Source organism: Acinetobacter sp. YH12096, assembly GCF_013419215.1.
GTDB lineage: Bacteria > Pseudomonadota > Gammaproteobacteria > Pseudomonadales > Moraxellaceae > Acinetobacter > Acinetobacter amyesii.
Genome location: NZ_VPAM01000006.1, coordinates 50,344 through 63,682 on the forward strand (window position 1 = coordinate 50,344; position 13,339 = coordinate 63,682).

The window sequence follows — 13,339 nt, forward strand, 5'->3', positions numbered from 1 at the left end:
TTAATGACAAGCTTTTGAGCCATACAGCACTGATGTTTTAAAGATTGTCTGACAAAGAAAATATTTGAGCATTTTTGCAAATCGAGAGGTCGGTTTTGCTAATGGTCTAGTGATCTATCTCACTTAATTTGATCCTCAATCTATGTGTTTTTACTTCAATCGACATGAAGTCAATGAAGGGGAAACACCCAAATTGAGAGCAAAATCATGAGCGCTTTTCAACCGATAAAAAAAACTTTAGCACGCGTATTTGCAGGCCCTGTCTTTGACCCAACAAAACAGTCTGCCGTTGTTCCTATTCGTCATATGAAATTTGATTTCGAGCCAGAAAAAATTGATCCAAAATTTTATATGAATGCAGAATTGGCCAGTGCCTATTTTGCATCTTTATCTATTTTCTTAACCCGTGGCGAAGATTTAGTGATTGATACTGCTCGATATCATCGCGACTTTATTCAAGATCCTGTATTAAGACAACGTGTCACGTCGTTGATTGGGCAAGAGGCCATTCATTCACGTATGCATGAAGAAATGAATGAAGCATATCGCGCAAGAAATCTGCCTGTGCAATTTTTTAGAAAGTTAGAACACTACGTCTTTGCCTATGGTTTTGAACGTATGCCACAGCCAATAAAGTTATCCTTAATGGCAGCAATTGAGCATTTCACCGCAGTGCTTGCGGAATACATGATGAATCATGAAGAAATCTTTTTTAATTCAATAGATGAAAAGCAGCGCGCTATTTGGATGTGGCATATGTTGGAAGAGTCTGAACACAAAGACATTGCCTATGATGTCTATCAAGAATTATCAGGTAATTATGCTTTACGTATTGCCGGTTTTTTCCCTGCATTAATTACCATTTTGGGTTTGATTTCAATTGGTGCTTCGATTGTCCCTTTCTACAGAAAGCCATCGAACTTGATTAGCCTAAGTTACTGGAAGGATATTCCGCGCAGTTTCCAGCTGATTTTTGGTCTAAAAGATGGTGTCTATGGCAGCAGCCTCGGGCATATTTTTGATTATTTACGACCAAGTTTTCATCCGAATGATCATGACACTTCTGCATTTCTTGAATATTACAAAAAGCGTTTGTTGAACCCTGTTGATGGCGTGTTAACACCTTATTTTGTCAAAGAATTTACCCCAGCATTAAAACGATAAAAGGACAAAACCATGGGTCTATTTGGAAAAAAGAACAAGCCAAGTGAAAACGCTTATGCGGTGGTCACAGGTGCAGGCAGTGGTATTGGACGAAGCTTTGCTTTAGAGCTAGCACGTCGTGGCGGAACAGTGGTCTGTGCCGATATTCATTTAGAGGCAGCACAGGAAACGGTGGATCAAATTCAATCCATGACATCATCAAATGCTTATGCGGTGCAGTGTGATGTAGGTAAGGCTGAAGAAGTAAAAGCATTGTCAGAGCAAGCTGAGCAGTTGATGGGACATGCTGTGACTTTAGTGATCAACAATGCAGGCGTCGGGCTGGGTGGTAAATTTGATGAGCTGAGTTTAGACGACTGGCAGTGGTGTATGCATGTCAATTTGTGGGGTGTAGTGCATGGCTGTCATTATTTTGTACCTAAGCTGAAACAAAATAAGCAGGGCGGCGCGATTATTAATGTTGCTTCTGCTGCGGCATATACTGCTGCACCAGAAATGACAGCATATAACGTGACGAAGTCGAGTGTGTTGGCATTGTCTGAAACTTTATCGGCTGAGCTGCGATCGGCAAATATCCGTGTGAATGTGCTGTGCCCAACCTTGGTGCCAACCAATATTATGAAAAATGGTCGCTTGCCCAATCGATATTCAGGCTTAGCTGATCAATTGCTGATGAATCATGCATTTACGACGAGCCACGATGTAGTCAATTTGACATTGAATAATTTAGATGCAGGGAAGTTGTATACCATTCCACAACCTGATGCCAAATTATTTTGGTGGTTAAAGCGTTTATCCCCGCAAACCTATACCCGCTTATTGGGGGTGGGTTATCCCATATTTAACAACTATATTAAAAAGTCGGGAGCAAAAGCATGAACATGCCGACACAATTACATGACGAAGATGTAAAAGCATTAGATCAAGATAAAACTCAAACTAAAAAGCCCACAGCACATACTAATGCACGTCGTCCTGCATCGTCTTCTGCCAAAGCTAAAAAAGCAGCACAAGACCAAGCAGAGTCAGAGCCTAGTCTAGAAAAACCAAGCGTAGAAAATCAAGTACGTGTCTACGATACCATTGTGATTGGTGCGGGGATATCCGGTTTAGCCGCAGCTCATCAAATGAATGAACGGGGTTATACCGATTATGTGGTTTTGGAAAAAGCCAATCGCGTGGGAGGAACATGGCGCGACAACACCTATCCAGGTTGTGGATGTGATGTCCCTTCTGCTTTATATTCGTTTTCATTTGCGCCGAGTCATAAATGGAGTCATTTATTTGCCAAGCAACCTGAGATTCTGAACTATTTAGAAGATGTTGCGGAGCAGCATGCGCTGTATCGCAACATTCAGTTCAACTGTGAATTAATGGCAGCGGAATGGAATGAGCAATTAAAGCAATGGCAATTGGAGACCAGTAAAGGTAAGTATGCGGCGAGAACGGTAATTTTTTCCACTGGGCCGATTACTGAACCGCAAATTCCAAAAATTAAAGGTATTGAAAGCTTTAAAGGTGAAATGTTCCATTCTGCGCGATGGAACCATGCCTATGACTTAAAAGAGAAACGTATTGCAGTGATAGGTACGGGAGCATCTGCGATTCAGTTTATTCCTCAGATTCAACCTATTGCCAAAAATGTGGTGGTGTTTCAACGGACTGCGCCATGGGTATTACCAAAAGCAGATTTACCACTGAATGACCGTGCGAAAGGCATGATTACACGCTTTCCCTCTGTTCAAGAAACTTGGCGCAAAAGTGTGGCCGGTATATTAAATGGTATCAATTTAGGACTGCGTAATCCTTCACTGTTAGAGCCAGTCAATTATTTGGGTCGTCAGTTGTTGAAAACACAAATTCAAGATGCTGAATTACGTGAAAAAGTAACACCAAACTTTTCTATTGGTTGTAAGCGTCTTTTATTTGCCAATAACTATTATCCTGCATTGCAGCAAGCCAATGTTGAACTTGTGCCACATGGTTTAGTTGAAATAGAAGGTAATACCGTCATCGCTGCAAATGGTGAACGTCATGAAGTCGATGTCATTATTTGGGGCACAGGATTTGAAGTTTCTCATCCGCCGATTGGACAACGTGTAAAAAATGCCAAAGGGGAGTTATTGTCAGAACTTTGGAAAAACAGTTCTCCTGAAGCGTTTTTGGGTACCAGTATCGCGCAAGTACCTAATGCCTTCTTGGTGCTCGGGCCAAATATTTTGGTTTATGACTCATTCATTGGGATTGCAGAAGCACAGGTTGGGTATATCGTCGATGCCTTGGTAAAAATGAAACAAGAGAAGATACAACGGCTTGAAATTAAGCCAAATGTATTGGCCTATCACAATGCAAAAGTGCAGACACATCTACAGACGACAGTCTTTAATAGTGGCGGCTGTAAGAGCTATTACTTAGATGCCAATGGGCGCAATTTTGCAGCTTGGCCGTGGTCACTGAAACAGTTAAAGCAGCGTCTTAAACATGTGGATTTGGCAGATTATGAGACTGTTGCTTAGAGACTTTGGTTTAATAAATGTCGCTTAACTCGATAAGCCAAAATGAAGCATCATCAATATTTAAACCTTTTGTTTACAGCCTAATTTCTACGTGGCATTGGGCTTTTTTTATGACGATATCTGATGAAACAGTGTGAGATTTTCTAGAAAATGGCGATTTAAAATACACTCAGCAATAAACAGCATACTTTATAGCTTGTGAGGCATCGTTTTATCTAATGATTGAGCAGGAAAATTCAGTCAGATGGGGCTGTTTAATAGCGAAAAATAAATCTAGTTGCATAAAAAAACCGCCCCAAAGGGACGGTTTTTAGATTCGCACAATTCTTTCGAATTAACGACCTTGGATATCGCGTTGAGTTTCGCCAGTGTAAAGCTGACGAGGACGACCGATTTTGTAAGGTGCGCTGTGCATTTCTAACCAGTGGCTGATCCAACCAACAGTACGTGCAAGAGCGAAGATTACTGTAAACATTTCTGTTGGGATACCAATCGCTTTAAGGATGATACCTGAGTAGAAGTCTACGTTAGGGTATAGGTTACGTTTGATGAAGTATTCGTCAGAAAGCGCAATACGTTCAAGTTCCATAGCCAAAGCAAGTTGTGGATCGTTGATACCAAGTGCAGTTAACACTTCGTCACAAGTCTCTTTCATTACTTTCGCACGTGGATCGAAGTTTTTGTAAACTCGGTGACCGAAGCCCATAAGTTTAACTTCTTTAGTTTTCACTTTTTCCATGAACGGAGCAACGTTTTCTACAGTGCCGATTTCATCAAGCATCTTAAGAACAGCTTCGTTCGCGCCGCCGTGAGCAGGTCCCCATAGAGCCGCGATACCCGCAGCGATACATGCGTATGGGTTAGCGCCAGTAGAACCAGCAAGACGTACTGTAGAAGTAGACGCGTTTTGTTCGTGGTCAGCATGAAGCGTGAAGATACGGTCCATTGCTTTAGCAAGAATAGGGTCAACTTTGTAATCACGGTCTGCAGGAGTAGCAAACATCATGTACAAGAAGTTTTCTGCGTAGCTTAAATCGTTACGTGGGTAAACGAATGGTTGGCCTACTGTGTATTTGTAAGTCCAAGCAGCTAAAGTAGGAACTTTAGCGATTAAGCGAATAGCAGTGATTTCGCGGTGGTCAATGTTTTCAACATCGAAACCGTTGTGATAGAACGCAGAAAGCGCACCAACAACACCACACATGATCGCCATAGGGTGAGCGTCACGACGGAAACCATTGAAGAAACGGCCAACTTGATCGTGAACCATAGTGTGGTTACGAACTTTAGCATCGAATTCTTGTTTTTGTTCAGCAGTAGGAAGCTCGCCGTTCAAAAGAAGGTAGCAAGTTTCTAAGTAGTCTGCTTTAGTAGCAAGCTGGTCGATTGGGTAGCCACGGTGTAGAAGAACACCTTTACCGCCGTCAATGAAAGTGATTTTAGATTCACAAGCAGCCGTTGAGACAAAACCAGGATCAAAAGTAAAGTGACCTGCGGCCAACACATCTTTAACGTCAATTACATCTGGGCCTAGAGTGCCACTGTAAATTGGTAAGTCAATTTCTTTGCCATCAAGCTGTAAAACGGCTTTTTTGCCAGTTGCTTCAGACATTCAATAGATCTCCTGTCCTGGTGAATGTTTTATCTGACTCAGTACTAATCTTTTAATGCGAGAATCAGACGGATCAAAAATTTGCTCTAAGATTAGAGGGAACTGAAATTTTGTCAATTATACTTATGGATATAAATTGAGGATCATTCCTTGAAATGAAGCACAATTCATCCGCTTAAAAAATGAGTAAAATCACAGTGCCGACGCAGTATAATAAGTCAATTTGCAGGGGAGGTGCAGATTAAAAAAAGCCTATTGCCTTAATTGTAAGCAATTTTTAATTCTTAAAAACTCTGAAACAAATATGAATTACAAGACCGCTATTTCATTAAATTATTATAATTTTCGTAACTTACACACATCTGTGGCTCTAAATTGCTTTTTTCTTATTCATAATTAAAACGACTTAATCGTACTTAAAAAAAAGTTCGTTTGGTTAAAAAATAGTTAATTAAACGCCTTTAAAAGCTTAATAAATGATCATTTTTGTCATTTGAAAGGTAAAAAATGGCGTTTTATTAAACAGATTTGCTGTTGTTGAGATTTTTATGCACAGACTAAGTTCTTATTTCGTTTCATGATCTTTCAGTTTTATCATTTGAGAAAATGATGCACATTTATTTTTATGATTATGGCTTGGCGAATGTGTTGGAAGATTTTAAAATGTAGTGGGAAAAGAAAGATTTAGATTTGTTCATCTTTAGTCTAAAAGTTTAAATCGCCATATACACACAAAAACAATAAGTGAAATTTACATTTAACTGATTAAAACCAACAAGATAGTCTGATTTTCTTAGATAAATAAGGTATTTGTTTTTAGAAAAGTTATTGTTAATGATTCTTATTTAAGGATATTTTGCAAAATTCCTAATTGTCTTCGTTTGTGTTTTGAAAGTTCACGTTTTATAATTCCCTGTCGTTTATAAGATCAGACAGCTGCAGAGTTTATTATATTGTAATGTCTGACTATGCTAGCTTTCCTACGAATTAATTCCAACAAACTCCGGATGGAGTTTTTACTTACAGGATGCCCGCTGTGAAAAGCAACAGACCTGTCAATTTGTCCATGGGTCAAGTTTTAGAAGTAAACTTAAAATCCCCTGTGGCTATTGCATCAATTTTACACCGTCTATCAGGTGTTATCGTATTTTTACTCGTACCGGTCCTTCTTTGGATTTTAGACAAATCTCTATCTTCACCTGAAGGTTTTGCGCAAGTTCAAGCTGTGTTTGATAGCTTTATTGTGCGTTTTGTCGTATGGGTATTTGTAGCCGGCTTAATTTATCACCTTATCGGTGGTATCAAGCATCTATTTGCAGATCTTGGCGTTGCTGAAGAACTTCAAAGTGGTCGTATCGCAGCTACTATTTCATTGATCTTGTCTGCAATCGGTATTGTTGCAGCATTTGTATGGATTGTTCTCTAATGAAAAGTGCTACAGGTTTAACAGGATCGGGTTCACGCGATTGGTTTATCCAACGTGTAAGTGCCGTTGTATTGGCTGTTTATACTATTGTTGTGCTGGGCTGGATCCTTTGCAATAGCGGATTCACTTTTGAGCAATGGTATGGCTTTATGATGACAACACCAATGAAGATTTTATCTTTATTGTCTGTCTTATCTCTTGTTGCGCATGCTTGGATTGGTATGTGGCAAGTATTCACTGACTATGTGACTACTCGTCAAATGGGTCCTTCAGCAAACGGTCTGCGTTTAGTGCTGACTTCTGCAGTGATTGTTGCAGTATTTGCATACGCGATCTGGGCGATCCAGATTTTTTGGGCAAATTGATAGGAAAATATCATGGGCGCTATAACCCCTAAAGAAGATTACACAAATATTCCACACCTAACTTTCGATGCAGTCATCGTTGGTGGTGGTGGTTCAGGTATGCGTGCTTCTTACCAACTTGCTCAAGCTGGTTTGAAAGTTGCTGTACTGACTAAAGTATTCCCAACTCGTTCGCACACTGTTGCAGCGCAGGGTGGTATTGGTGCATCTCTTGGTAACATGCAAGAAGATAACTGGCACTACCACTTCTACGACACAGTTAAAGGTTCTGACTGGTTAGGTGACCAAGACGCAATTGAGTTCATGACTCGTGAAGCGCCTCAAGTTGTATATGAACTTGAACACTTAGGCATGCCATTTGACCGTAACGCTGACGGTACAATTTACCAACGTCCGTTTGGTGGTCATGCTGCGAACTATGGTGAAAAGCCAGTTCCACGTGCATGTGCTGCTGCCGACCGTACAGGTCACGCACTTCTTCATACGCTTTATCAAAGCAATGTGAAAATGGGTACTCAATTCTTCGTAGAATGGATCGCACTTGATTTGATCCGTAACGAAGCAGGCGATGTACTTGGTGTGACAGCAATTGACCAAGAAACGGGTAAAATTGCAGTATTCCAAGGTAAAGCTACATTGTTTGCTACTGGTGGTGCTGGTCGAGTTTACCGTGCATCTACTAACGCTTATATCAACACTGGTGACGGTCTTGGTATGGCAGCTCGTGCAGGTATTCCATTACAAGATATGGAATTCTGGCAATTCCACCCAACAGGTGTTGCGGGCGCAGGCGTATTGTTGACAGAAGGTTGTCGTGGTGAAGGTGCGATCCTTCGTAACGATGCTGGTGAGCCGTTCATGGAACGTTATGCTCCGACACTGAAAGACTTGGCACCTCGTGACTTCGTATCACGCTCTATGGACCAAGAAATTAAAGAAGGTCGTGGCTGTGGTCCTAAGAAAGACTACATCTTGCTTGATATGACGCATCTTGGTGCTGACACCATCATGAAACGTCTTCCATCTGTATTTGAGATTGGTAAGAAATTCGCGAACGTTGACATCACTAAAGAGCCAATTCCTGTAGTACCTACAATCCATTACCAAATGGGTGGTATTCCTACAAACATTCATGGTCAAGTGGTTGTTCCTGTTTCTCGTGAAACTGAAGCTTTGGTTGCGAACTACAACAAAGAAACTGATGTGTACTCACACAACGCGGGCGACCGTGATTTCACTAAACCAGTGAAAGGTTTTTATGCAATCGGTGAATGTTCATGTGTATCTGTACATGGTGCAAACCGTCTAGGTACAAACTCATTGCTTGACTTGGTTGTATTTGGTAAAGCTGCTGGTGAACATATTGTTGACTACGTAACTAAACACCATGGTGATGAATACGCTCCATTACCTACAACTGTTCTTGAAAACACTTTGAATCGTGTTCGTCATCTTGATGAATCTACTTCTGGTGAAAATGCTCAAGAAGTTGCAGATGCAATCCGTGACATCGTTCAAGACCACGCTGGTGTATTCCGTACATCTGCACTTCTTGAAGAAGGCGTGAAACAGATTCTTGCGATCGAACCACGTGTACGCAACATTCACTTGAAAGACAAATCTAAAGTATTTAACACAGCACGTGTTGAAGCTCTAGAAGTTGAAAACTTGTATGAAGTTGCAAAAGCGACACTGATTTCTGCAGCTGCACGTAAAGAATGTCGTGGTGCGCATACAGTGGTAGATTTCGAATTACCACCTGATCATGCTGACTACCCATACGGCCGTCGTGATGATGAGTGGATGAAACACACTTTATGGTTCTCTGTAGATAACCGTCTTGAGTACAAACCAGTACGTTACAAGCCTTTATCTGTAGATGCTATTCCACCTAAACCACGTACATTCTAATTGGGAGAAGTAAGATGAGTAGAGGTACTCGTACATTTAATATCTACCGCTACGATCCTGATAAGGATGCAGCTCCGTACATGCAAACTTTTAAACTAGAGTTGACTGACAAGCACCGTATGTTGCTTGATGCGCTTCTAGCATTAAAAGTACAAGACGAATCATTAACATTCCGTCGTTCATGTCGTGAAGGTATTTGTGGTTCTGATGGTGTAAACATCAATGGTAAAAATGGTTTAGCGTGTCTTTGGAACCTAAACGACTTACCAGAAGTGATTACAATTCGTCCACTTCCAGGTCTTCCAGTAATTAAAGACTTGGTTGTAGATATGAATCAGTTCTACGATCAGTACAATAAAATCCATCCGTTCCTAATCAACAATCAGCCTGCGCCTCCTAAAGAGCGTTTGCAGTCTCCTGAAGAGCGTGAACACTTAGATGGTTTGTACGAATGTATTCTTTGTGCATGTTGTTCAACTTCATGCCCATCATTCTGGTGGAACCCAGACAAGTTCTTGGGTCCATCAGCATTGTTGAACGCATATCGCTTCATCATTGACTCTCGTGATACAGCAACTCAAGAGCGTTTGGCTCGTCTTGACGACCCATTCTCATTGTTCCGTTGTAAAGGTATCATGAACTGTGTATCTGTATGTCCTAAGGGTCTTAACCCAACTAAAGCAATCGGTCACATCCGTAATATGCTTTTAGATCTAGGTTAATAGATTTAGCAGTAAAAAGAAGCGCACCATTGGGTGCGCTTTTTTTTGTCATATATAAAAGTGATGATAGTGAAAGTTATTCGCTGTTATTGATGTGTGCTTTAAATGGATTTTATAAAAACGCAGCGAATTAAGGGTATAAAGCGATAGATAAATGGTTATTTATTGATGAAACGCTCGTTCAAGTCTGTCAAAAGGATTAGAAGATGTTATTATGTAACGTAGTAAAAAGAGAGAGGATAGGAATGTCAGCTCTCTTTTGTTTTTGTATATGAGATGAGGGAAAAATCGAACGTAGACTTTTGTCTTAATTGAAAGATCATTTTATATGTAGCACCATATCATAGATGAAAATACAAACAGTGTATTTCGCTAATTTATGAGAGGTATGTGTCAAAAAAATCAATTGAAAATGCTCGAACGTGTTAGCATTTAAAGCATCACTATATGTAAAAAATGACTTTGAATTAGGTACATTTTTTCTACAATTTAAGCGCTGTAGACGGTATATAAATGTTAATAAAGTCGCTTTAGAAAAGATAATGGTGCAAATTTTATTTTTTCTAAGACGATTTGCAAAAATTGCCCGATTTATGTCGGGTATTTCTCAATGAGTAATGATGCCGCTGAGGGCGTTATTGTTCATTAATCACATTGGGTAATCCTAATGTAGTGATAACGCCTCAAGGCTTAAGCCTAATGGGGACTAATGTCATATTACCAATTTGACATTACTAATCATGGGTTCGCTTAAAAAGCATCCTGAAATGTTTTGCAATAGGAAATGGGTCCACACATGCAAGAAGTTGCTGACGCACTGCGTCTTGACACTGAACTTAGCGCTGACAGTGCAGCGTATATTGAAGAACTTTATGAGCAGTATCTAACGGCTCCAGACTCAGTAGAGGCTGATTGGCGTGAATACTTCGATAAATTCCCGAAAGGTGATCAACCACACAGCAATGTACGTGAGCAATTCCTATTATTAGGCCGTAATTCAAGCCGTGTTCAGCCAGTAGTGCAAAGTGCAGTAAGTTCTGAACATGAACGCCGTCAAATCGGTGTATTACAGTTGATCGCTGCATACCGTAACCGTGGTCATCAAAACGCAAAATTAGATCCACTTGGTCTTGCAAAACGTGAAATCGTGCCTGATTTAGATCTTGCTGCGCACGGTCTAACTCAGTCTGACTTAGATACTGTATTTAATACAGGTAACCTTGCAATCGGTAAGTCTGAAGCAACACTTGGTGAAATGGTTCAAGCAATGGAAGCAACTTACACTGCTTCGATTGGTGTTGAATACATGCACATTGTTGATACAAAAGAAAAACGTTGGATTCAACAACGCCTTGAAGGTACTCGTGGTCAATTTGGCTACACTGCAGACCAGAAAAAACATATCCTTGAACGTCTAACTGCAGCTGAAGGCCTAGAAAAATACCTTGGTAACAAATTCGTTGGTGCGAAACGTTTCGGTGTTGAAGGTGGTGAATCTTTCATTCCTATGGTGAATGAACTTATTCAACGTGCGGGTTCGGTAGGTTGTAAAGAAGTGGTTATCGGTATGCCTCACCGTGGCCGTTTAAACCTTCTTGTAAACATCATGGGTAAAAACCCAGCTGATCTATTTGGTGAGTTCGAAGGCAAATCTCTGCATAAAAAAGGCTCTGGTGACGTTAAATACCACCAAGGTTTCTCTTCAAACGTCATGACTCCGGGTGGCGAAGTTCACTTGGCATTAGCGTTTAACCCATCACACTTAGAAATCGTTGGACCTGTAGTTGAAGGTTCTGTACGCGCACGTCAAGTACGTCGTAAAGATATCGGTGGTGATGATGTATTACCAATCATCGTTCACGGTGATGCTGCATTTGCAGGTCAAGGTGTAAACCAAGAAACCTTCCAAATGTCACAAACTCGCGGTTATACCGTGGGTGGTACAGTTCATATCGTCGTGAACAACCAAGTTGGTTTCACAACGTCTGACCCACGTGATGCGCGTTCTACAGAATACTGTACTGACATCGCGAAAATGATCCAAGCACCGATCTTCCATGTGAACGGTGATGATCCTGAATCTGTATTATTTGTTTCTCAATTGGCACACGATTTCCGTCATACATTCCGTAAAGACGTTGTAATCGATATGTTCTGCTACCGTCGTCGTGGTCATAACGAAGCCGACGAGCCAGCTGCAACTCAGCCAATGATGTATCAAATCATCAATAAAAAAGCGACTACACGTACGCTTTATGCTGACAAGCTTGTACAAGAAGGTGTTCTTGATCGTGCTTCTGCTGATGCAATGGTTGAACAGTATCGTTCTGACCTTGAAGCAGGTAAACACGTTGCAAATGCGTTGGTACTTGAGCCAAATACAAAAATGTTTGTGGACTGGAAACCTTACCTAGGCCACGAATACACAGACAAATGGGATACCACTTTCCCAATCGAACGTCTAAAAGAGCTTGGTGCGAAAATGCGCGAGCTTCCAGAAGGCTTCGTGATGCAACGTCAGGTTGCTAAAGTGATTGATGACCGTCTGAAAATGCAGACTGGTGAAATGCCATTGAACTGGGGTGCTGCTGAAACATTAGCTTACGCGTCTCTTCTAGATGAAGGTTTCCTTGTTCGTTTAACAGGTGAAGACGTTGGTCGTGGTACATTCTCACACCGTCATGCAAAACTTCATAACCAAGTAGATGGTTCAACTTACATTCCATTATGTAACTTGAAAGAAAACCAACCGCGTACTGCAATTTATGACTCATTATTGTCAGAAATGGCGGTTCTTGCATTCGAATATGGTTATGCAACGACACTTCCAAAGAGCCTTATCATTTGGGAAGCGCAATTTGGTGACTTCGCAAACTGTGCGCAGGTTGTAATCGATCAGTTCATCGCGTCTGGTGAAACGAAGTGGGAACGTGTATGCGGTCTGACTATGCTTCTTCCACACGGCTTTGAAGGTCAAGGTCCTGAGCATTCATCAGCTCGTTTAGAGCGTTTCTTACAGCTATGTGCTGAAGAAAACATGCAAGTGATCACACCGACTACACCAGCGCAGATTTACCATGCGATGCGTCGTCAAGCACTTCGTCCAATCCGTAAACCAATGATCGTGACTTCACCGAAGTCTCTTCTTCGTCACAAACTTGCAACTTCTACATTAGAAGAACTTGCAAATGGTTCATTCCAAACTGTGATCGACGAAATCGATAACATCAACAAGTCAGACGTAACTCGTCTAGTGCTTTGTGGTGGTAAGGTTTACTACGACTTACTTGAAAAACGTCGTGAAAAAGAATTGAACAACACAGCAATCGTTCGTATTGAACAATTGTATCCGTACCCAGAAGCACGTCTTGCTGAAGTTCTTGCACAATATCCAAACGTTAAAGAATTGGTTTGGGCTCAAGAAGAACCGAAGAACCAAGGTGCATGGTTATTCATCGCTCCGCGTCTTTATGACGACGTGATGAAAGCGGGCAAACAAGTTCGTATTAGTTATGCAGGTCGTGAAGCTTCTGCTGCACCGGCTTGTGGTTCACCATATTTGCACGCAAAACAACAAGCTCAGCTCGTAAATGATGCTTTAGCTATCGTAGCTGAATAACAGG

At 41.1% G+C, this 13,339-nt stretch carries 9 protein-coding genes; 8 read left to right on the forward strand and 1 reads right to left on the reverse strand.

Annotated features, from left to right (window positions below; all coding sequences use genetic code 11):
* The first annotated feature begins 207 nt into the window (after window positions 1–207).
* From FTU36_RS04225 to FTU36_RS04235, 3 genes are read left to right on the forward strand one after another with little or no spacing between them, the layout of a single operon-like run.
* Window positions 208–1,164: a metal-dependent hydrolase gene (locus FTU36_RS04225; RefSeq protein ID WP_180116861.1), complete on the forward strand. Its 957-nt coding sequence runs from the start codon at window positions 208–210 to the stop codon at window positions 1,162–1,164.
* Between the two features lie 12 nt (window positions 1,165–1,176).
* Window positions 1,177–2,043 carry an SDR family NAD(P)-dependent oxidoreductase gene (locus FTU36_RS04230; RefSeq protein ID WP_180113035.1) on the forward strand — a complete coding sequence of 289 codons (867 nt, stop codon included), beginning with the start codon at window positions 1,177–1,179 and terminating at the stop codon, window positions 2,041–2,043.
* Between the two features lie 2 nt (window positions 2,044–2,045).
* Window positions 2,046–3,680 carry an NAD(P)/FAD-dependent oxidoreductase gene (locus FTU36_RS04235; protein ID WP_180003974.1) on the forward strand — a complete coding sequence of 545 codons (1,635 nt, stop codon included), beginning with the start codon at window positions 2,046–2,048 and terminating at the stop codon, window positions 3,678–3,680.
* Between the two features lie 334 nt (window positions 3,681–4,014).
* Here the strand turns inward: FTU36_RS04235 and gltA are convergent, their stop codons facing one another.
* Entirely contained in the window at window positions 4,015–5,292 is a 1,278-nt protein-coding gene (gene gltA, locus FTU36_RS04240; RefSeq protein ID WP_078189909.1) for a citrate synthase, read from the reverse strand.
* A 1,027-nt stretch (window positions 5,293–6,319) separates the two neighbouring features.
* Here gltA and sdhC point away from each other — a divergent pair.
* The 5 genes from sdhC to FTU36_RS04265 all read left to right on the forward strand — a co-directional run bounded on the left by sdhC (window position 6,320) and on the right by FTU36_RS04265 (window position 13,335).
* On the forward strand, window positions 6,320–6,718 hold the full coding sequence (gene sdhC, locus FTU36_RS04245; RefSeq protein ID WP_078189908.1) for a succinate dehydrogenase, cytochrome b556 subunit: 399 nt from the start codon (window positions 6,320–6,322) through the stop codon (window positions 6,716–6,718).
* Window positions 6,718–7,083, forward strand: coding sequence for a succinate dehydrogenase, hydrophobic membrane anchor protein (gene sdhD / locus FTU36_RS04250; protein WP_078189907.1), 366 nt, complete (start codon window positions 6,718–6,720; stop codon window positions 7,081–7,083). Before sdhC ends, sdhD begins: the two co-directional genes overlap by 1 nt.
* 12 nt (window positions 7,084–7,095) lie before the next feature.
* A complete protein-coding gene (sdhA, locus tag FTU36_RS04255) occupies window positions 7,096–8,994 on the forward strand; it encodes a succinate dehydrogenase flavoprotein subunit (RefSeq protein WP_180116862.1) in 1,899 nt (632 codons plus the stop codon).
* A 14-nt stretch (window positions 8,995–9,008) separates the two neighbouring features.
* The gene (locus tag FTU36_RS04260) at window positions 9,009–9,716 is read left to right on the forward strand and encodes a succinate dehydrogenase iron-sulfur subunit (RefSeq protein WP_078189905.1); all 708 of its coding nucleotides are present in this window, start codon (window positions 9,009–9,011) and stop codon (window positions 9,714–9,716) included.
* Between the two features lie 796 nt (window positions 9,717–10,512).
* Window positions 10,513–13,335 (forward strand): 2-oxoglutarate dehydrogenase E1 component, encoded by a 2,823-nt coding sequence (locus tag FTU36_RS04265; RefSeq protein ID WP_180116863.1) that lies wholly within the window; start codon window positions 10,513–10,515, stop codon window positions 13,333–13,335.
* The last annotated feature ends 4 nt before the right edge of the window (window positions 13,336–13,339 follow it).

What these genes read in the sequence shown, in the direction of transcription:
- FTU36_RS04225 (WP_180116861.1), top strand. Translation starts at nt 208, where the DNA reads ATGAGCGCTTTTCAACCGATAAAAAAAACTTTAGCACGCGTATTTGCA.
- FTU36_RS04230 (WP_180113035.1), top strand. Translation starts at nt 1,177, where the DNA reads ATGGGTCTATTTGGAAAAAAGAACAAGCCAAGTGAAAACGCTTATGCG.
- FTU36_RS04235 (WP_180003974.1), top strand. Translation starts at nt 2,046, where the DNA reads ATGCCGACACAATTACATGACGAAGATGTAAAAGCATTAGATCAAGAT.
- gltA (WP_078189909.1), bottom strand. Translation starts at nt 5,292, where the DNA reads ATGTCTGAAGCAACTGGCAAAAAAGCCGTTTTACAGCTTGATGGCAAA.
- sdhC (WP_078189908.1), top strand. Translation starts at nt 6,320, where the DNA reads ATGCCCGCTGTGAAAAGCAACAGACCTGTCAATTTGTCCATGGGTCAA.
- sdhD (WP_078189907.1), top strand. Translation starts at nt 6,718, where the DNA reads ATGAAAAGTGCTACAGGTTTAACAGGATCGGGTTCACGCGATTGGTTT.
- sdhA (WP_180116862.1), top strand. Translation starts at nt 7,096, where the DNA reads ATGGGCGCTATAACCCCTAAAGAAGATTACACAAATATTCCACACCTA.
- FTU36_RS04260 (WP_078189905.1), top strand. Translation starts at nt 9,009, where the DNA reads ATGAGTAGAGGTACTCGTACATTTAATATCTACCGCTACGATCCTGAT.
- FTU36_RS04265 (WP_180116863.1), top strand. Translation starts at nt 10,513, where the DNA reads ATGCAAGAAGTTGCTGACGCACTGCGTCTTGACACTGAACTTAGCGCT.